We start from the raw sequence: 17,799 nt of genomic DNA on the forward strand, positions 1-17,799 counted from the left end.
GGACTCGAGTGGTGCCTCGTGGCTTGGGGGTGCGGCAGGTGGCGGACTCGAGTGGTGCCGTGGGCTGGCAGTGCGGTAGGCGGTGGGCTCGAGTGGTGCCGGGGTGGTGACGTTATTCCTTGACGAAGTCGTTCAGGTTGGTGCGGATGTAGGTGAGGATGCGGGCTTCGAAGTCCTCGGGTTCGTTGATGTCGTAGATCTCGTCGGGGTTGTCGGCGCGGTCGCCGGTGGGGCGGCGGATCTGGTCGGGTTCGGCGAGCGTGCGGTGTTCGTCGTCGAAGAAGCGGTCGAGGGGGTCGTGGGGGGAGTTCGGGGCGGCGTCGTAGGCGGCGATGATCGCGGCGGCGGCCAGGCGTGGCATGCCTGCGGCGCGCAATGCTCTTGTGGCCCAGGGGAGTTCGGTGCGGCGGGTGCGCAGGTAGGTGCTGAAGCCGGAGTCCAGAACGGTGGAGTGCAGGCTGGACAGGGCCAGCAGGTGGGCGAAGGCGGGTGGCAGTTCGCCGAAGGCGCCGATTCCGGTGCGGTGCAGGTCGTCGGTGGCCGGGTTGGCCCAGAAGACGATGTCGGCGGCGTCGTGGATGCTGTCGACCTCGGCCAGCGCCTCGGTCAGCTTGTCGCGCGCCTGCGCCGGGAAGCGGTAATCCATGTGAGCAGGGTAATCGCGGCAGTAGATGGGGCACGTCGCTCGCCGGTCACGGACCCGATGCCCGCTCGGCGGGCGCCGCGACTCGATGCGCCCGTTGAACGACCGCCGCTGTTCGAAGTCATCCGTTCGCCTGCCGAGCGCGAGCGGCGGGTCGCGGACTAGACGGGGACCTCACCGCTCAGCTCGACACCCGCGTCACGCAGGGTGGTGAGAGCGGTGGAGGTGGTCTCCGGGGCGACGCCCGCGGTGAGGCCGAGCAGGACGGTGGTGTCGAAACCGGCCGCGCGGGCGTCGAGGGCTGTGGCGCGCACGCAGTGGTCGGTGGCGATGCCGACCACGTCGACGTGCTCGATGTCGCGGGCACGCAACCAGTCGGCGAGGGTGGTGCCGTCCGCCGACGCGCCCTCGAAGCCCGAATAGGCGGCGCTGTACTCGCCCTTGGAGAAGACCTCTTCGACCTGGCCGGTGTCGAGGCCGGGATGGAAATCGGCGCCCGGCGTGCCGACCACGCAGTGCGGCGGCCAGGAATCGACGTAGTCGGGGTGCTCGGAGAAGTGGGCGCCGGGGTCGACGTGCCAGTCCCTGGTCGCCACCACCGCGTCGTACTTCTTCCCGGCCACGTGCGCGCTGATGGCCGCCGCGACCGCCGCCCCGCCGCGCACCGCGAGCGAACCTCCCTCGCAGAAGTCGTTCTGCACATCCACGATGACCAACCCGCGCTTCACACGGTCCTCCCGTTCCTCGTCGTCTCCACCATTGTCCCGCCTCAGCCGAGGAAGGTCGTCGGGATCGCGGGCTCGCCGTCGGAGAGCTTCAGACCCTCCCACGGCAGACTCACCAACCCCTGCGCGACCAGTTCGCGACTGCGCGTCAGTGTTGCCACACCGTCGACCGTCGCACCGGCCCGAACCAGCGGCACCTGCAGCTCACGCGCCTGGAAACCGTTGGTGGACGGGGCTTCTCCCGCCGCCGGATAGACGATCTCCTCGACGATGGTTCCGGTGGCCCGCGCCAACCGGACCGCCTTCTTCGCCCCGCCGCGCGACTCCTTGTGACTACTGCGCTTGGCGACCGGAATCCCGTCGACCTCGACGAGCTTGAACACCATGCCCGCCGTCGGCGCGCCGGAACCGGTGACCAGGGAGGTGCCGACGCCGTACACGTCGACCGGTTCGGCGCGCAGCGCGGCGATGGCGTACTCGTCGAGATCGCCGGAGACGACGATGCGCGTGCCGGTCGCGCCGAGCGCGTCGAGTTGGTCGCGCACCTGGCGGGCCAGCACACCCAGCTCACCGGAATCGATACGCACACCACCCAATTCGGGCCCGGCCACCTCGATGGCGGTGGCGACGCCACGGGTGATGTCGAAGGTGTCGACCAGCAGGGTCGTCCCGACGCCGAGCGCCTCGACCTGACTGCGGAAGGCGGCCGCCTCGTGCTCACCGTCGGCGCCGCTGTGCAGCAGGGTGAAGGCATGGGCGCTGGTGCCAGCACCTGGCACGCCGAAGCTGCGCACCGCCTCGAGATTGGAGGTCGCGTCGAAACCGGCCAGGTAGGCGGCGCGCGAACTCGACGGCGCGGCCAGTTCATGAGTCCGCCGCGAACCCATCTCGATCATCCGGCGCCCGGCCGCGGCGCTCACCATGCGCGCGGCGGCCGAGGCGATGGCGCTGTCGTGATTGAAGATCGACAGGGCCAGCGTCTCGAGCACGACGCATTCGGCGAAACTGCCGCGCACGGTGAGGATCGGCGAACCGGGGAAGTACAGCTCGCCCTCGGCGTAGCCGTCGATATCGCCGGTGAAGCGATAGTCGCGCAACCAGTCGACGGTGGCCGGATCGAGGAATTTCTCGGCCACGGCCAGCTCGTCGGTGCCGAACCGGAAGTGGGTGAGGGCCTCGAGCAATCGCCCGGTGCCCGCGACGACGCCGTAGCGGCGCCCGTGCGGCAAGCGCCGGGCGAACACCTCGAAGGTGCACCGCCGGTGCGCCGAACCGTCGGCGAGCGCGGCGGCGAGCATGGTCAGTTCGTACTGGTCGGTCAGCAGCGCGGTGCTCGCTGACCCGTCACGGATCTGCACACCCGAAACTCTAGTCACGGCGGGTGTTGTTTCTGGGTGGCCGCGTCGTACCCTGGGGTTCATGGCCCTGTGCAATTCCGTTCGAGCCGGCGCCGTCATCGACGCCGTGAACGCCGCACTGTCGGCGCCACAGGCGACGCCGGAGGCTACCGAATACACCGAGGTACTCGAGGCCGAGGACCGGCCGTGGGTGACCGTCGTCTGGGACGACCCGGTGAACCTGATGCACTACGTCACCTACATCTTCCAGAAGCTCTTCGGCTACAGCAAAGCCAAGGCGACCGAGTTGATGTTGCAGGTGCACAACGAGGGCAAGGCCGTGGTGTCGTCGGGTTCGCGCGACAAGATGGAGCAGGACGTGCGCCGACTGCACGCGGCGGGCCTGTGGGCGACGATGCAGCGCGACGACTGAGGCTGGGTAACCTGGCCCTGTGCGCAAGTGGAGCAGAAAGAACTCACTCGGTGGTCTCAAGCTTCGATCCGAAATGGACGAGCACGAGGCCACGGTATTGCGCTCCCTGGTCGCGGCGGTCTCCGGCCTGCTCGCCGACCGCGCCGCGGAGTCGCCCGAGGACGAGCTCGCCGCGCTGACCGGCCTGCGCACCGGCAACACCACCCCGCCCGACGACCCGCAACTGCTGCGCCTGCTGCCCGACTTCCACCGCGCCGAACCCGGTTCCCCCGACGCCAAGCGCGCCGATCTCAACAGTGCCCTGCGCAGTCTGCACGAACCCGAGATCATCGACGCCAAACTGGCCGCTGGCCGGGTGGTGATGGACAGCTGCCCCGAAGACGGCGGCAGGATCATGCTCACCCCCGAGCAGGCCGACGCCTGGCTCACCGCCCTCACCGACGTGCGCCTCGCCCTGGGCACCCTGCTCGACATCGACGACGACACGCCCGACCACTTCGACCCCGAAGACCCGCGCGCGCCGCATCTGGACGTCTACCACTGGCTGACCTGGATGCAGGATTCGCTGCTGCAGGCCCTGGCACCCTGATGCGCGGCGTACCGGGCCCTCGCAACGCCATCACCGACGTCACCGGTGTGCTCGTCGGCCATCACCACGTGCTCGACGACGAGGTGAGCCCGGGTTCCGGCGCGGCCACCGGCTGCACAGTGGTGCGAATGCCGGGCGGGGCGGTCGCCGCCGTCGACGTGCGCGGCGGCGGACCGGGCACCCGCGAGACCGACCTGCTCGACCCCGCCAACACCGTCCGGCGGGTCGACGCGGTGTTGCTCACCGGCGGCAGCGCCTACGGGCTCGCCGCCGCCGACGGCGTGATGCGCTGGGCCGAGGAGCACGGCGAGGGCATCCCCATGAGCCCGACCGACCCGAGCCGGGTGGTGCCGATCGTGCCTGCCGCGGTGATCTTCGACCTGCCGGTCGGGTCCTGGGACATCCGCCCCGACGCGGACTTCGGCTTCCGCGCCGCCGAGGCGGCCGCCACCGACTTCGCGCGGGGAACCGTCGGCGCCGGAGTGGGTGCCCAGGCGGGTGCGCTCAAGGGCGGCATCGGTTCGGCCAGTGTGGTTCTCGACAACGGGGTCACCGTCGGTGCGATCGTCGTCGCCAATCCGGTCGGTTCCGTGGTCGACCCGAGAACCGGGTTGCCGTGGGGTGCGGGCACCGACGGGCCGGAGTTCTTCGGTCTGCGCCCCGGCACACCCACCGAGATCGCCGCCTTGGCCGCGCTCCCGGGCAAGAGCACTGTGCTCAACACCACGATCGGTGTCGTCGCCACCGACGCGACGCTCGACCCGGTGGGCTGTCGCAGGCTGGCGGCCACCGCCCACGACGGGCTGGCCCGCGCCATCCGACCCGTGCACTCGCCCCTCGACGGCGACACGCTCTTCGCGGTGTCGACCGGTGCCGTGCGGGTCCAGGCGAACCCGCTACCAGCGGCGTTCCCGGCGGACCTCATGCTGCTCGACGAGTTGTGCACCGCCGCGGCCGTCGTCGTGGAGCGGGCGGTCGTCGACGCGGTCCTCGCCGCCACCTCCGTCGCGGGCATCCCGGCCTACCGAGATCTGTTTCCACGCTGAACCCGGCGCGCGGGCGGGGACCGGAATTCGGTCCTGCGGAATACCCGAATAGGGTGTGGGCGTTGTGCCGGATTGTGGAAAGGGTCGACAAGTGCTGGTGATCAGAGCCGATCTCGTTGACGCGATGGTTGCCCACGCGCGCGCCGACCACCCCGACGAGGCCTGCGGTGTGATCGCGGGCCCGGAAGGCAGTGATCGGCCCGAGCGCTTCGTCGCGATGATGAACGCCGAACGCTCACCGACGTTCTACCGGTTCGATTCCGGGGAACAACTGCGGGTATGGCGGGAGATGGACGACGCGGACGAGGTGCCGGTCGTCGTGTACCACTCCCACACCGCCACCGAGGCCTACCCCAGCCGCACCGACATCTCCTACGCGGGCGAACCGGACGCGCACTACGTGCTGATCTCCACCCGCGATCCGCACGAGCACGAGGTGCGCAGCTACCGCATCGTCGACGGCGAGGTCACCGAGGAACCGGTGCGCATCGTCGAGTCCTACGACGCCTGACAACCCAAGAACAAGTCACCACCCCGAGGAGCTCCCATGCCGGTAACCGTGTCCATCCCGACCATCATGCGTGGTCTCACCGGAGGTGAGAAGCGAGTTCAGGGCGAGGGCGCCACGCTGTCCGCGCTCATCGACGACCTGGAGACCAACCACCCCGGGCTGGCCGAACGGCTGCTCAAGGACGGCAAACTCAACCGCTACGTCAACATCTACGTCGACGACGAGGACGTGCGTTTCGCCGGAGGCCTCGACGCGGAGGTTCCGGCCGGAGCGTCGGTCACCATCCTCCCCGCGGTCGCCGGCGGCGCGTGACCTCGTGGCCCGCTACGAATCGCTGATCGCGACCCTCGGCAACACCCCGCTGGTCGGGCTGCGCACCCTCTCCCCGCAGTGGGACGGTGACGACCACGTCCGGCTGTGGGCCAAGCTCGAGGACCGCAACCCCACCGGGTCGATCAAAGACCGGCCCGCGTTGCGGATGATCGAACAGGCCGAGGCCGACGGGCGGCTCACGCCCGGCTGCACCATTCTGGAACCCACCAGCGGCAACACCGGGATCTCGCTGGCCATGGCGGCCAAGCTCAAGGGGTACCGGATCGTGTGCGTGATGCCGGAGAACACCTCGGTGGAGCGGCGTCAGCTGCTCACCATGTTCGGTGCCGAGATCATCGATTCCCCGGCCGCCGGTGGATCGAATCAGGCTGTGGCGCTTGCCAAGCGGATCGCCGAGGAGAACCCGGACTGGGTGATGCTCTACCAGTACGGCAACCCGGCCAACGCGCTCGCGCACTACGAGACCACCGGGCCCGAACTGCTGGCCGATCTGCCGGAGATCACGCATTTCGTCGCGGGGCTCGGCACCACCGGAACGCTGATGGGTACCGGGCGGTACCTGCGTGAGCAGGTGCCCGATATCGAGATCGTCGCCGCCGAGCCGCGCTACGGCGAGCTGGTGTACGGGCTGCGCAATATCGACGAAGGGTTCATCCCCGAGCTCTACGACGAGAAGGTGCTCACTACGCGGTTCTCTGTCGGTCCCTACGACGCTGTGCGGCGGACCAGAGAACTCGTGGGTGAGGAAGGGATTTTCGCGGGTATTTCGACCGGGGCGATTCTGCATGCGGCGCTCGGGATCGCGAAGAAGGCTCAGAAGGCCGGGCGGCGGGCGGATATCGCGTTCGTGGTTGCCGATGGTGGCTGGAAGTATCTGTCGACGGGGGCTTACGACGGGACGCTCGACGAGGCGGAGGAGAAGCTCGAAGGGCAGCTCTGGGCCTGATTTCGGGGGGCATATGGGGTCGGGCGTGCTAGTTGGTGGCGTGCCCGGCCCTTTGTGGCCGGGATGTGGTCATGGCGGGGTCGGGGGTGCGTTGTGGTTGGGCATTGATGGCCGGTTTTCGCGTGTTCTGGGCGGTACCCTCGGGAGTGGGCGGTGTCGGCCCGGCCGAGTGGAGGCGATGACTGTGAGCGGTGGGGTTGGGGCCTCGTTCGATCCGGAGCGTGTTCGGGGACTGCGCAGCGGTGGTTCCGGGCGGTCCGGTTCGGTGGTGTCGGCCGCGGTGGGGATCGTCGGGTTCGTGGTGGCGCTGTTCGTCATCGAGGGCGTCGACATGGTGCTGTCCTACGATCGGCCGCCGGGGGCCGCGAACGAGCTCGACGGCGCGGGCATCGAACCGCGCGAGCTGAGCGGGCTCGACGGGATCCTGTGGGCGCCGCTGTTGCACGGGGGTTGGGACCATCTGCTGGCCAACAGCCTGCCGTTGCTCGTACTCGGCTTCATCGTGCTGCTGTCGGGGATCGGCCGGGGGATCGCCGCCACCGCGATCATCTGGGTGGTCGCCGGGGTGGGAACCTGGCTCACCGGGCAGGCCGGAAGCGTGCACATCGGTGCTTCCTCGATCGTGTTCGGGTGGCTTACCTATCTGATCTGTCGCGGGTGGTTCGCGCGCAATGTCGGGCAGATCGTGGTTGGGCTGGTGATCTTCCTGATCTACGGGTCGATGCTGTGGGGCGTGCTGCCCACCGACCCCCGAATTTCTTGGCAGGGACATCTTTTCGGGGCGGTGGGTGGAGTCCTGGCGGGCTGGGTACTCTCTGGTGATGAACGTCGACGCCGCCGTGAAGCATCGGTCGGCCGCGCAATACCAACGCGGTAGCCGGGGATCCGGTCTGGAGAATGGGGGGATCCCGCAGTGAGCACCAGCACGTCGTGGCAGCATGAGGGCATGCGCCTTACCGTCCTCGGGTGCTCGGGCAGTGTGTCCGGCCCGGACTCCCCAGCGTCGGGGTACCTACTGACCGGCCCGGATATGCGTCCGACCGTCATCGACTTCGGCCCGGGTGTGTTCGGCGCACTGCAGAAGCACCTGAACCCCGGCGATGTCGACATCTTCCTCACGCATCTGCACGCCGACCACTGCCTCGACCTGCCCGCCCTGCTGGTGTGGCGTCGCTACCACCCGAACCCGCCGACCGGTAAAGCCCTGGTCCGCGGCCCGTCCGACGCGCCCTTACGGATCGGCAACGCCTCGGCCGAGATCGGCGGCGAAACCGACGACTGGTCCGACGTGATCGATTCCCAGGCGTGGGCAGAGAACGTTCCGGTGCCGTTCGGCCCGGGCCACACGGTGCAAGCGCGTCGCATGTACCACCCGCCGGAGTCCTACGGTCTGCGCATCACCGCCGCGAGTGGCCGCGTGTTCGTCTACACCGGTGACACTGCCATGTGCGACGCCGTCGTCGAGCTCGCCCAGGGCGCCGACGTGCTGATGGCCGAGGCGTCCTGGACCCACGATCCGGCGAATCGTCCTCCGGGCATTCACCTTTCGGGCACCGAGGCGGGCGAGATCGCCACCCGCGCGGGCGCGAAGGAACTGCTGCTCACCCACATTCCGCCGTGGACCTCGCGGGAGGATGTCATCGCCGAGGCCAAGGCGGCGTTCGCGGGCCCGGTCCACGCGGTGGCCCCGGGCGAGACGTTCGACCTGTAGCGACAGCCCGGCGCGAGGGGCCGCGAACACCGGCGCGCGCCGACGGGCATAATCCCTACCGTGTCGAGACGAGCCGATGGTAGGGCGGATGACGAACTCCGCGAGGTCAAGATCACCCGAGGATTCACCTCGCACCCGGCCGGGTCGGTGCTGGTGGAATTCGGGCAGACCAGGGTGATGTGCACGGCCAGCGTCACCGAGGGCGTGCCGCCGTGGCGGCGCGACTCGGGGCTCGGCTGGCTCACCGCCGAATACGCGATGCTGCCCGCCGCCACCCACACCCGCAGCGGACGCGAGTCGGTGAAGGGCAAGGTCGGCGGGCGCACCCAGGAGATCAGCAGGCTGATCGGGCGTTCGCTGCGTGCCTGCATCGACCTGGCCGCGCTCGGGGAGAACACCATCGCCCTGGACTGCGACGTGCTGCAGGCCGACGGCGGCACCCGCACCGCCGCCATCACCGGCGCCTACGTCGCGCTCAGCGATGCCGTCACCTACCTGGCCGCCGCGGGCAAACTGGCCGACCCGCAACCTATTTCGTGCATGATCGCCGCCGTCAGTGTCGGCGTGGTCGACGGCCGCGTACGGCTGGATCTGCCGTACGAGGAAGACTCGCGCGCCGAGGTCGACATGAACGTCGTCGCCACCGATACCGGCACTCTCGTCGAGATCCAGGGCACCGGCGAAGGCGCCACCTTCCCCCGTTCCACCCTGGACAAGCTGCTCGATTCGGCGCTGGTCGGTTGCGAGGAACTGTTCGCGATCCAGAAGGCCGCCCTCGCCCTGCCCTACCCGGGTGAGCTGCCCGAACCGGTGGGAAAGAAGTAGCCGTGGGCGCGCGGGTGCTGGTGGCCAGCCGAAACGCCAAGAAGCTGAAGGAATTGCGCCGCATCCTCGACGACGCGGGCGTCGCCGGGATCGACCTGGTCGGCCTCGACGAGGTGCCACCCTACGAGGAGGCGCCCGAAATCGGCGCCACCTTCGAGGAGAACGCGATCGCCAAGGCGCGTGACGGTGCCGTCGCCACCGGATTGCCCTGTGTGGCAGACGATTCCGGCATCGAAGTGGACGCCCTCAACGGCATGCCCGGCGTCCTCTCGGCCCGCTGGGCCGGTCGCCACGGCGACGACGCCGCCAACAACGCGCTACTGCTCGGCCAACTCGGGGACGTCCCCGACGAACGGCGCACCGCCCGCTTCGTCTCGACCTGCGCCCTGGTCCTGCCCGACGGCACCACCACCGTGGTGCGGGGCGAATGGCCCGGCACCATCGCCCGCGAACCGCAGGGGGACGGCGGCTTCGGTTACGACCCGCTGTTCCACCCCGACGGCGGCTCCCGCAGTGCGGCCGAGCTCACCCCCGCCGAGAAAGACGCCGCCTCCCACCGGGGCCGCGCCCTCACCCAGCTCCTCCCAGCGCTCGCCGCCTTGGCGTGACCACGCTGTGGTGGCGGCGCTACCCGGCCGCCACCACAGCGTGGTGACCACCCGAGCGCCCCGGTCATCAACCCGAGACCACCATCTTCCGGTGGCGTGCTACTCGCGAAATAACGCCACCGGAGTGTGGTGATCGGCCGTCCGGGCTCAGAGGTTGTACTGGGCTTTGACGGCCTGGGCGTTGCGGTGCTCGGCCACGAAGGAGAGGAACGGGATGGTGCCCGCGAGGGCGGTGAGGACCGTGGTCGCGGGCTTCCAGCGGGCCTTGATCGCGAGGTCGATGGTCAGGGCCAGGTACACCATGTAGAACACGCCGTGGGCCTGGCCGATGTAGAAGAACCAGCTCGGCGCCTCGGACTTGTCGTCGAGGATCAGATACTTGTAGATGAGCTCGGCGGTGAGGACGAGCAGCCAGACGCCGGTGATCCAGGCGAGCACGCGGTACCGGTTGAGGGCGGCGCGGATCTTGTCGCGGCTCGCCGCGCCCGCGGGCGGCGCGGGAACGGTGTCGGTCTGGTTCTCGCTGGTGGTCACCCGGCGTTCCTCTCAGTGGCGTGCAGACCGGCGGCGCGGGTCTCGGCATCGATGTCGTTGGCGTGTAAACCCGCCAGGTACTGGTTGTAGGCGGCGGTGTCCGGATCGTCCGCGGCGGCGGCCTTCGGCCGTTCGGGCAGGAGCCCGGCCGGGATCTCACGTGGCGCCTCGGCCTTGTCCGGGCGGGGCGCGGCGGGTTCACCGGCCTCGCGTTCGAGCCGAACGAACCGGAAGAACGCGAACACCGCGAACGCGGCGAACAGCGGCCACTGCAGGGCGTACCCGAGGTTCTGCCCGGTCCCGGTCGCGGAATCGAACCGTTCCCACTGCCACCAGGCCAACGCGAGACAACCCAGCGCCACCACGACGACGAGCGCGATCAGCGCGGGCCGGTTGTAGGCCGGACGGGAAGGTGGAACGGACACGCATCCACCGTACCTGCCTACTACACGATGCGTAGGAGCAGGTCGCGGCGGGAAACCCGGTCGAGGCCGACGTCACAGCCTCGCGGTGCGGAAGGTGTGGCGGTAGGTGGATGGGGAGACGCCGATGGTGGTGGCGAGATGTTGACGCAGCGAGGCGGCGGTGCCGAGCCCCGATTCGGTCGCGACGCGGTCGATGGGCAGGTCGGTGACCTCGAGCAGGTGGCGGGCGAGGTCGACGCGCTGGCGGGTGAGCCACTGGCCGGGTGGGAGACCGGTCTCCTCGCGGAATCGGCGGCAGAACGTGCGCACGCTCATCCGGGCGTGGGCGGCGAGTTCGGCCAGCGACAGCGGCCGGTCGAGGTGGTCGAGCGCCCAGGCGCGGGTGCCCGCGGTGCCGGCGGTCCCCGCTTCGGGCATCGGCCGATCGATGAACTGGGCCTGGCCGCCCTCGCGCCACGGCGGCACGATGCACAGCCGGGCCACCCGGTTGGCCACGGCGCTGCCGTGGTCGCCGCGCAGCAGATGCAGGCACAGGTCGATGCCCGCCGCGCTGCCCGCGGCGGTGAGGATGCGCCCGTCGTCGACGAACAGCACGTCGGCGTCCATGCGCACCCGGGGGAACTCGCGGCGGAACCGTTCGGCCTGGTTCCAGTGGGTTGTCGCGGGTCTGCCGTCGAGCAATCCGAGCGTGGCCAGCACGAAGGCCGAGGAACAGAAGCTCACCACCCGGGTCTGCGGGCGCCGCAACGCGTCGGCCACGTGCTCGGGTAGGCAGTAGGTCGCGTGGTCGTCGCATTCGTTGAACGGCGGGATGACGACGATGTCGGCGTCGTCGAGCGCACTGCTGTCCCACTCCACCGCGATCGTGAAGTCGGCGTTGGTCCGTATCGGCGCACCGTCGAGGCTGCAGGTGCGGATCTCGTAGAGCGGGCTGCCGTCCGCCGCCACCGCCGTCCCGAAGATGCGGGCCGGAATGCCGAGTTCGAAGGGATACACGCCGTCCAGGGCCAGAACCACCACGCGCTGCATGGCAAGATCCTTGCACATATTGGCCTCCTTGCCACTCGTCGCCGTTCCCGATGCCCGGCATTGTCTTTCCCGTACGGAAACAGCAACGCGCACAGGAGGAATCGACAATGCGGGCAATCGGACAGGACACCCTCGGCGGACCCGAGGTGCTGCGGGTGATCGAGGTCGACCGGCCGGAACCCGGACCGGCGGAAGTGCTGATCCGGGTGCACGCGGCGGGCGTGAACCCGACCGACTCCTGGCACCGCGCCTCGGGCGGGCTGCCGGGCGTGATCACGCCGCTCGGTTGGGATGTGTCCGGCGTCGTCGAGGCGGTGGGCCTCGGCGTCACCTTGTTCGCCCCGGGCGACGAGGTGTTCGGCATGCCACGGCACCCGCACCCGGCCGGAACCTACGCCGAGTACGTCACCGCACCGGCGCGTCACCTCGCCCACAAGCCCACGAACCTGAGCCATCTCGAGGCGGGCGGTCTGCCGCTGGTCGCACTCACCGCGTGGCAGGCGCTGGTCGACACCGCCGACGTGCGGCCGGGGCAGCGGGTGCTGGTCCACGCCGCGGCGGGCGGTGTCGGCCAGGCGGCGGTGCAGATCGCCAAAGCGCGTGGTGCCCACGTGGTCGGCACGGCGCGCGCCGACAACCACGATCTCGTCCGCGGCCTCGGCGCCGACGAGGTGATCGACTACACCACAACGGCTTTCGAGGAAGTGGCCCGCGACATCGACGTGGTGGTCGACACCATCGGCGGCGAATACGGGCCACGCTCGCTGCGCACCCTGCGCGCGGGTGGCATCGTGGTCTCCCTCGCCTCACCCGCCGAGGCCGCGCTCGCCGACATCGCGCGTCCGCTGGGATCGCGGGCCCAGTTCATGATCGTCGAGGCCGACCGCACGGGCATGCTCGCCATCGCGGAGCTGGCGCGCGAGGGCGCCCTGCGCGTGCACGTGGACACCGTGGTGCCGCTGGAGTCGGCGAGCAAGGCGCACGAGATCGCCGACACCCAGCGCACGCGGGGCAAGATCGTGCTCGAGGTCGCTCAGAACTTGTAGGTCACGCCCGTCATCCGCTCCGACTCCTCCCAGAGGCGCCGCAGCAGTTCGGGATCGCGCGACAGCGAACTCGACGGGCACGCCTCGACCGGCCCCTGCGACTGCATGAGCCGGTTCGGACCCCAGTAGACGGTGGGATCGGCGTCGGGTTCGGTCGCGGCGAACAAGGTGGAGTGGGCGGCCTTGGCGGGCGGGTGGCCGATGAGCCGGATGACCGGCTTGCTCACCCGGTCGAGCAGGGTTTCGGTGCGGGCGAACAGGTCGGTCGCCGAGACGCCGGGGTGCACGGCGTAGGACTTCTGCTTCGCACCGGCCTCGCCGAGGCGACGCTGCAGTTCGCGGGCGAACATGAGGTTGGCCAGCTTGGCCTGGGCGTAGGCGAGATTGCGCTGGTAGCGGCGGTTCTCGTAGTTCAGGTCGTCGATCCACAGCTTGGGGGTCTGCTTGTGGGCGATGCTGGCCAGGGTGACCACCCGGTCGCGGACGCGGTCGAGCAGCAGCGCGGTGAGCGCGAAATGTCCGAGGTGGTTCACCCCGAACTGGGTTTCGAAGCCGTCGGCGGTCCGCGAGAACGGCACGTTCATCAGTCCGGCATTGTTGACCAGCACATCGAATTCGCCCTGCTGCTCGGCGAATGCGCGCACGGAGGACAGATCGGCCAGGTCGAGCGCGGCCACCCGCACGTCGCCGGGGATGGCCGAGGCGATCGGCTCGGCCTTGGCCGTGTTGCGACAGGCCATGATCACGGTGGCGCCCTTGGCGGCGAGCACCTTCGTGGTCTCGGCGCCGAGCCCGCCGTTGGCGCCGGTGATCACGAAGGTGCGGCCGGTCTGGTCCGCGATGTCAGCTGGTTTCCATGCCATGCCCCGACCTTACTCTCGAGTAAGATCGATCGGAAGTGGTCAGCCCAGCAATCCGGCCAGCGTACGGGCGCACGTCGGTCTGCGCAGCTTGGTCATGGCCTTCGCCTCGATCTGGCGGGCCCGTTCCCGGGAGACGCCCAGCTGTGAACCCACTTCTTCCAGCGTGCGGGCCGCACCGTGGTCGAGGCCGAAACGCAGCCGGATGACATCGGATTCACGCTCGGTGAGCACGGCCAGCGCCGCCTCCACGTACCCGCCGAGCATCCGGTCGGCCACCAGGTCGGCGGGCGAGGGCGCGGTGTCGGGCAGCACCGAGCCGAGTTCGGTGTCCTCGCCGAGTGGTGTCTGCAGCGACACCGGTTCCGCCTCGTGGCGCAGCGCCGCCGTCACCTGGGTGACGGTGAGTTCGGCCCGCTCCGCGATCTCCTCGGCGGTGACCGCCCGGCCGAGCTCGTGGGTCAGCTCGCGCCGCACCCGCACGACTTTGTGCAGTACATCGGCCACATTGGACGGCAGCCGGATGGTTCGCCCCTGGTCGGTGAGGGCGCGACCGATGGACTGGCGGATCCAGTAGGTGGCGTAGGTCGACAACTTGAGCCCGCGCCGGTGGTCGAACTTGTCGACCGCGCGCATCAGCCCGAGGGTGCCCTCCTGGATCAGGTCGAGCAGCGACATCCCGGTGGTGGTCGGGAACCGGCGGGCGATGGAGACCACCAGGCGCAGATTCGCCCGAACCATGTGGTCTTTCGCGCGTCGGCCGTCGAGCACGGTGCGCTGCAGTTCCCTCCGTCGTGACGCGGTGAGTTCGACCCCGGCCGAGGCGTTCTCGTCGAGCTCCGCCCGTGCCTCGGCACCCGCGGCGATGCGGGCGGCGATGGCGTATTCCTGCTCGGCTGTCAGCAGGGGGGTGCGGCTGATGGCGGTGAGGTAGTCGCGGATCGGATCGGCGGTGACAGTCACGGTTGGCTCCCGTTCGACGAAGGAAATGAATGCTCGAGGGGGCCGGTGGCGGGCCGGCCCCCGTGTCAGCGGCCGGGGATGCGCAGTGGGCGACGGACCGTGGTCGACCTGGTCTGTGCGCCGCGGATCGAACCCGCGTCGCGACGCCGCCGTGTGCGACGCGAGTCGACGGGCTGATCGGCCGTGGTCGGGACTGGGCGGAATGTCGTGGATCGGGCCATATCGGCTGCTCCTTCGGTGGTGACGTGGGTGAAGCGGTGCGGGGCGGCGATATCGGGTCCGTGCGGCATGCGCTGTCTCCTTCGATCGGTGTCGCTCGCGGCGACGAACACAAACTTAGGACCAACATAAAAATATGTCAAGAACAATTTTGGGACGAGTTCAGTTACGCTCGGAACATGACGACGCAGCAGGGGCTACGGGCCAGGAAGAAACAGCAGACCAGGGAGCAGATCTCCCACCGCGCCACCGAGCTGTTCCTCGAGCGCGGATTCGACAAGGTGACGATCGCCGAGATCGCCGCGGCCGCCGACGTGGCGAAGATGACCGTCACCAACTATTTCCCCCGCAAGGAGGACCTCGCCCTCGATCTCGGCGCGGCCTATGTGCAACAGCTCGCCGCGATCGTGCGCGATCGTGCCCCCGGGCAGTCCGCGCTCGCCGCCCTGCGCGGTGCCTACCTCGCGGCCGTGGTCGACCAGGATCCCGTGATCGGCTTCAGCGGTGCCCCGTTCGCGAAGATGATCACCGACAGTCCGGCGCTCACCGCTCGGTTGCGGGAGTTCCACGACGAGCGGGAAGCGGCGCTGGCCCGTGCGCTCGCGGAGGAGACCGGCGCCGCGTCCGACGAGATCACGCCCCGGGTCGCCGCCGCACAGTTGGCCGGGGTGCACCGCGTGTTGTTCGAGGAGATTCTGCGCCGCACCCTCGCCGGGGAGTCGGGTGACGAGATCGCCACCGCCCTCGCCGATTACGCCGAAGTCGCCTTCGACGCGCTCGAACCTGGGCTCGCCGGTTACGCCGTGCGCTGAGATATCTCCTCTGATTGCTGCCGTGTCACTGGGCCGTCGCCGGGCACGGCAACGCCCATACTGGGGCCATGCCGGATGGTGTTGCTGTAGACGAGCCCGTCGCGCCGATGAGCAAGACCAGGATCAATCTCGTCTTCGCCACGGTGGTGCTCGGCATGCTGATGGCCGCGCTCGACCAGACCATCGTGTCGGCCGCGCTGCCCTCGATCGTCGCCGATCTCGGCAGCGCGGGACACATGGCCTGGGTGGTCACCTCGTACCTGCTGGCCGAGGCCGTCGCGACGGTGCTCGCGGGCAAACTCGGTGACCTGTTCGGCCGCAAACTGCTGTTCCAGATCAGCGGGGTCATCTTCATCGCCGGGTCCGCACTGGCGGGCATGGCGGGCGGCATGATGATGCTGATCATCGCGCGCGGCATCCAGGGGATCGGTGCGGGCGGGCTGATGGTCACCTCGATGGCCCTCATCGCCGACACGATTCCGCTGCGCGAACGCGGCAAGTACCAGGGCGCGCTCGGCGCGGTCTTCGGCATCACCACCGTCGTGGGGCCAACCCTCGGTGGCCTGTTCACCGACCACGCGAGCTGGCGCTGGTGCTTCTATGTGAACGTTCCGGTCGTCATCGTGATGCTGGTACTCGCCGCCCGCACACTGCCGAAGCTCGCCGCCCGCACGCGGCCGGTGATCGACTATCTCGGCATCGGCCTGGTGGCGGTCGGTGTCTCGGCGCTGATCCTCGGCCTGGAATTCGGTGGCAACGAATACTCGTGGGGTTCCTGGCAGATCATCGGTCTGTTCGTGCTCGCGGTGGTGCTGCTCGCCGCGTTCGTCGCCGTGGAGAACCGGGCGAAGGAGCCGATGCTGCCGATGCGGTTGTTCCGCAGCCGGGTGTTCACTGTCTCCTCGGTGCTCAGTTTCATCGTCGGTTTCGCCATGCTCGGCTCGATGACCTACCTGCCCGCGTATCTGCAATACGTCGACGGTGTGTCGGCGACGGTCTCGGGTGTGCGGACATTGCCGCTGGTCGCTGGCCTGTTCGTGACCTCGATCTTCTCCGGCCAGGTGGTCGGCAAGACCGGCCGCTACCGGTATTTCCCGATCGTCGGCATGGCCGTGCTCGCCGTCGGACTGGCCTTGATGTCGACGATGGACCGGCACACCAGCGTGTGGCTGGAATCGCTGTACATGCTGATTCTCGGTGCGGGCCTCGGCCTCGGCATGCAGGTGCTCACCATCGTCGTGCAGAACACCGTGCCCTACGCCGACCTCGGCACCGCGACCTCCGGTGTCACTTTCTTCCGCACCCTCGGCAGCGCGTTCGGCACCGCGGTCTTCGGGACGCTCTACAACAACGAGAGCAAGACCGCGCTGGCCGAGGCGATGCGCCAGGCGCCCGACATCCCACCGGAGGTGGTGGCGAATCCGAAGCTGCTGCGCGAGCTGCCCGTCGATCAGGCCGCACCGGTGATCGACGCCTACGCCCGCTCGATCGACCATGTCTTCGCCTGGGTGGTTCCCGTCGCGCTGCTCGGTTTCGTGGTGGCCTGGTTCCTGCCGCAGGTGCGGTTGCGCGACAGCGCGCGCCACGGTGCGGGCGATGTGGGGGAGGGGTTCTCGGTGCCGGATTCGCACGATCGGGTGGTGCAACTGGAACGGTCGGTCGCGGCGACCGTGCGCAAGGCGCGGGCGAAGGGCCCGATCATTGCCGAGCTCATCGCAGCGTCGGGCAGCTCGCTGAGCCCGGACACCGCGTGGGCGCTCGGCCAGGTGTACCTCTACGGCAGACAGGACCTGCCCGCCACCGTGTACAACATCGCCTACCGGCACCGCCTCCCGGTCGAGGTGCTCGCGCCGGTCTTCCGGCAGGCCTCCGACGCGGGGCTGCTGCATGCCGAGGCGGGCACCCTCACTCTCACCGATGCGGGTCACGCCGAGGTCGACACCTTGCGCGCCGGTTGGCGCCGCTGGCTGGGCGACCGGCTCGACGACTGGAACTGCGAAGACGCCACCGACCGCGCCCTACTCGACGAAGCACTGTCGAAGATCGCCGCGAAACTCCTCGACGAAGGCGCCGACAGCGATCAGGTCGCCAAGGTCCACACCGGCTGACGAGCCGTGCCGGAACGGCCGGATCGGACGCGTGAACTGCTCGCCGAAGACTATGGGCGCCGAACGTCGCTACCGCATCGACTGAGACGCACCGGT

22 protein-coding genes are annotated in these 17,799 nt (G+C 69.3%); 13 read left to right on the forward strand and 9 right to left on the reverse strand.

Translation table 11 applies throughout. The features are described from left to right. Nucleotides 1–112 precede the first annotated feature (112 nt). From NC7_RS27690 to NC7_RS27700, 3 genes are all read right to left on the reverse strand, one after another. Complete coding sequence (locus tag NC7_RS27690) at nucleotides 113–646, reverse strand: DMP19 family protein (protein WP_067988763.1); 534 nt, start codon at nucleotides 644–646, stop codon at nucleotides 113–115. A gap of 158 nt (nucleotides 647–804) precedes the next feature. Beyond that, entirely contained in the window at nucleotides 805–1,371 is a 567-nt protein-coding gene (locus NC7_RS27695) for an isochorismatase family protein (protein ID WP_067988765.1), read from the reverse strand. 41 nt (nucleotides 1,372–1,412) lie between these two features. Further along, nucleotides 1,413–2,726 (reverse strand): nicotinate phosphoribosyltransferase, encoded by a 1,314-nt coding sequence (locus NC7_RS27700; RefSeq protein ID WP_157102198.1) that lies wholly within the window; start codon nucleotides 2,724–2,726, stop codon nucleotides 1,413–1,415. 61 nt (nucleotides 2,727–2,787) lie between these two features. Between NC7_RS27700 and clpS the strand changes: the two genes are divergently transcribed. The 10 genes from clpS to rdgB all read left to right on the forward strand — a co-directional run bounded on the left by clpS (nucleotide 2,788) and on the right by rdgB (nucleotide 9,707). Beyond that, nucleotides 2,788–3,138 (forward strand): ATP-dependent Clp protease adapter ClpS, encoded by a 351-nt coding sequence (gene clpS, locus NC7_RS27705; RefSeq protein WP_067988769.1) that lies wholly within the window; start codon nucleotides 2,788–2,790, stop codon nucleotides 3,136–3,138. A 19-nt stretch (nucleotides 3,139–3,157) separates the two neighbouring features. After that, a complete protein-coding gene (gene aosR / locus NC7_RS27710) occupies nucleotides 3,158–3,727 on the forward strand; it encodes an oxidative stress transcriptional regulator AosR (RefSeq protein ID WP_067988771.1) in 570 nt (189 codons plus the stop codon). Further along, nucleotides 3,727–4,773 (forward strand): P1 family peptidase, encoded by a 1,047-nt coding sequence (locus NC7_RS27715; RefSeq protein ID WP_067988774.1) that lies wholly within the window; start codon nucleotides 3,727–3,729, stop codon nucleotides 4,771–4,773. Before aosR ends, NC7_RS27715 begins: the two co-directional genes overlap by 1 nt. Nucleotides 4,774–4,864: 91 nt before the next feature. After that, nucleotides 4,865–5,284: a M67 family metallopeptidase gene (locus NC7_RS27720; RefSeq protein WP_067988776.1), complete on the forward strand. Its 420-nt coding sequence runs from the start codon at nucleotides 4,865–4,867 to the stop codon at nucleotides 5,282–5,284. Nucleotides 5,285–5,320: 36 nt separating this feature from the next. After that, complete coding sequence (locus tag NC7_RS27725; RefSeq protein ID WP_067988778.1) at nucleotides 5,321–5,596, forward strand: MoaD/ThiS family protein; 276 nt, start codon at nucleotides 5,321–5,323, stop codon at nucleotides 5,594–5,596. Between the two features lie 4 nt (nucleotides 5,597–5,600). Next, nucleotides 5,601–6,563, forward strand: a complete 963-nt coding sequence (locus NC7_RS27730) for a PLP-dependent cysteine synthase family protein (RefSeq protein ID WP_067988780.1) — start codon at nucleotides 5,601–5,603, stop codon at nucleotides 6,561–6,563. Nucleotides 6,564–6,741: 178 nt separating this feature from the next. Then, nucleotides 6,742–7,440, forward strand: coding sequence for a rhomboid family intramembrane serine protease (locus NC7_RS27735; protein ID WP_084458840.1), 699 nt, complete (start codon nucleotides 6,742–6,744; stop codon nucleotides 7,438–7,440). A 69-nt stretch (nucleotides 7,441–7,509) separates the two neighbouring features. Continuing rightward, nucleotides 7,510–8,274, forward strand: coding sequence for a cyclic nucleotide-degrading phosphodiesterase (locus NC7_RS27740; RefSeq protein ID WP_067988837.1), 765 nt, complete (start codon nucleotides 7,510–7,512; stop codon nucleotides 8,272–8,274). Nucleotides 8,275–8,334: 60 nt separating this feature from the next. Continuing rightward, nucleotides 8,335–9,099: a ribonuclease PH gene (rph, locus tag NC7_RS27745; RefSeq protein ID WP_067644972.1), complete on the forward strand. Its 765-nt coding sequence runs from the start codon at nucleotides 8,335–8,337 to the stop codon at nucleotides 9,097–9,099. A gap of 2 nt (nucleotides 9,100–9,101) precedes the next feature. After that, nucleotides 9,102–9,707, forward strand: a complete 606-nt coding sequence (gene rdgB, locus NC7_RS27750; protein WP_067988781.1) for an RdgB/HAM1 family non-canonical purine NTP pyrophosphatase — start codon at nucleotides 9,102–9,104, stop codon at nucleotides 9,705–9,707. A 147-nt stretch (nucleotides 9,708–9,854) separates the two neighbouring features. Here the strand turns inward: rdgB and NC7_RS27755 are convergent, their stop codons facing one another. From NC7_RS27755 to NC7_RS27765, 3 genes are all read right to left on the reverse strand, one after another. After that, nucleotides 9,855–10,241, reverse strand: a complete 387-nt coding sequence (locus NC7_RS27755) for a DUF3817 domain-containing protein (protein ID WP_084458841.1) — start codon at nucleotides 10,239–10,241, stop codon at nucleotides 9,855–9,857. After that, nucleotides 10,238–10,666 (reverse strand): transcriptional regulator, encoded by a 429-nt coding sequence (locus NC7_RS27760; RefSeq protein ID WP_067988783.1) that lies wholly within the window; start codon nucleotides 10,664–10,666, stop codon nucleotides 10,238–10,240. Before NC7_RS27760 ends, NC7_RS27755 begins: the two co-directional genes overlap by 4 nt. Before the next feature lie 72 nt (nucleotides 10,667–10,738). Next, nucleotides 10,739–11,713 (reverse strand): GlxA family transcriptional regulator, encoded by a 975-nt coding sequence (locus NC7_RS27765; protein ID WP_067988785.1) that lies wholly within the window; start codon nucleotides 11,711–11,713, stop codon nucleotides 10,739–10,741. Between the two features lie 89 nt (nucleotides 11,714–11,802). On the opposite strand from NC7_RS27765, the gene NC7_RS27770 reads away from it, so the two are divergent. After that, nucleotides 11,803–12,741, forward strand: a complete 939-nt coding sequence (locus tag NC7_RS27770) for an NADP-dependent oxidoreductase (RefSeq protein ID WP_067988787.1) — start codon at nucleotides 11,803–11,805, stop codon at nucleotides 12,739–12,741. On the opposite strand, the gene NC7_RS27775 is transcribed toward NC7_RS27770, so the two are convergent. The 3 genes from NC7_RS27775 to NC7_RS27785 form a co-directional block, all read right to left on the reverse strand. Then, nucleotides 12,729–13,604 carry an oxidoreductase gene (locus NC7_RS27775; RefSeq protein WP_067988789.1) on the reverse strand — a complete coding sequence of 292 codons (876 nt, stop codon included), beginning with the start codon at nucleotides 13,602–13,604 and terminating at the stop codon, nucleotides 12,729–12,731. The two genes, NC7_RS27770 and NC7_RS27775, sit on opposite strands and share 13 nt — an antisense overlap. 39 nt (nucleotides 13,605–13,643) lie before the next feature. Then, nucleotides 13,644–14,564 carry a sigma-70 family RNA polymerase sigma factor gene (locus NC7_RS27780; protein WP_067988791.1) on the reverse strand — a complete coding sequence of 307 codons (921 nt, stop codon included), beginning with the start codon at nucleotides 14,562–14,564 and terminating at the stop codon, nucleotides 13,644–13,646. 65 nt (nucleotides 14,565–14,629) lie between these two features. Then, nucleotides 14,630–14,854 carry a hypothetical protein gene (locus NC7_RS27785; protein WP_067988792.1) on the reverse strand — a complete coding sequence of 75 codons (225 nt, stop codon included), beginning with the start codon at nucleotides 14,852–14,854 and terminating at the stop codon, nucleotides 14,630–14,632. Between the two features lie 108 nt (nucleotides 14,855–14,962). Here NC7_RS27785 and NC7_RS27790 point away from each other — a divergent pair, with 108 nt between their 5' ends. Both NC7_RS27790 and NC7_RS27795 read left to right on the forward strand, forming a co-directional pair. Beyond that, nucleotides 14,963–15,595, forward strand: coding sequence for a TetR/AcrR family transcriptional regulator (locus NC7_RS27790; protein WP_067988795.1), 633 nt, complete (start codon nucleotides 14,963–14,965; stop codon nucleotides 15,593–15,595). A 68-nt stretch (nucleotides 15,596–15,663) separates the two neighbouring features. Then, nucleotides 15,664–17,703, forward strand: a complete 2,040-nt coding sequence (locus NC7_RS27795; protein WP_236573764.1) for an MDR family MFS transporter — start codon at nucleotides 15,664–15,666, stop codon at nucleotides 17,701–17,703. Nucleotides 17,704–17,799 lie beyond the last annotated feature (96 nt).

Source organism: Nocardia caishijiensis NBRC 108228 (assembly GCF_001612825.1).
Lineage (GTDB): Bacteria > Actinomycetota > Actinomycetes > Mycobacteriales > Mycobacteriaceae > Nocardia > Nocardia caishijiensis.

What these genes read in the sequence shown, in the direction of transcription:
- NC7_RS27770 (WP_067988787.1), top strand. Translation starts at nt 11,803, where the DNA reads ATGCGGGCAATCGGACAGGACACCCTCGGCGGACCCGAGGTGCTGCGG.
- NC7_RS27765 (WP_067988785.1), bottom strand. Translation starts at nt 11,713, where the DNA reads ATGTGCAAGGATCTTGCCATGCAGCGCGTGGTGGTTCTGGCCCTGGAC.
- NC7_RS27775 (WP_067988789.1), bottom strand. Translation starts at nt 13,604, where the DNA reads ATGGCATGGAAACCAGCTGACATCGCGGACCAGACCGGCCGCACCTTC.
- NC7_RS27725 (WP_067988778.1), top strand. Translation starts at nt 5,321, where the DNA reads ATGCCGGTAACCGTGTCCATCCCGACCATCATGCGTGGTCTCACCGGA.
- clpS (WP_067988769.1), top strand. Translation starts at nt 2,788, where the DNA reads ATGGCCCTGTGCAATTCCGTTCGAGCCGGCGCCGTCATCGACGCCGTG.
- NC7_RS27785 (WP_067988792.1), bottom strand. Translation starts at nt 14,854, where the DNA reads ATGCCGCACGGACCCGATATCGCCGCCCCGCACCGCTTCACCCACGTC.
- NC7_RS27790 (WP_067988795.1), top strand. Translation starts at nt 14,963, where the DNA reads ATGACGACGCAGCAGGGGCTACGGGCCAGGAAGAAACAGCAGACCAGG.
- NC7_RS27735 (WP_084458840.1), top strand. Translation starts at nt 6,742, where the DNA reads ATGACTGTGAGCGGTGGGGTTGGGGCCTCGTTCGATCCGGAGCGTGTT.
- NC7_RS27715 (WP_067988774.1), top strand. Translation starts at nt 3,727, where the DNA reads ATGCGCGGCGTACCGGGCCCTCGCAACGCCATCACCGACGTCACCGGT.
- NC7_RS27690 (WP_067988763.1), bottom strand. Translation starts at nt 646, where the DNA reads ATGGATTACCGCTTCCCGGCGCAGGCGCGCGACAAGCTGACCGAGGCG.
- NC7_RS27795 (WP_236573764.1), top strand. Translation starts at nt 15,664, where the DNA reads ATGCCGGATGGTGTTGCTGTAGACGAGCCCGTCGCGCCGATGAGCAAG.
- NC7_RS27740 (WP_067988837.1), top strand. Translation starts at nt 7,510, where the DNA reads ATGCGCCTTACCGTCCTCGGGTGCTCGGGCAGTGTGTCCGGCCCGGAC.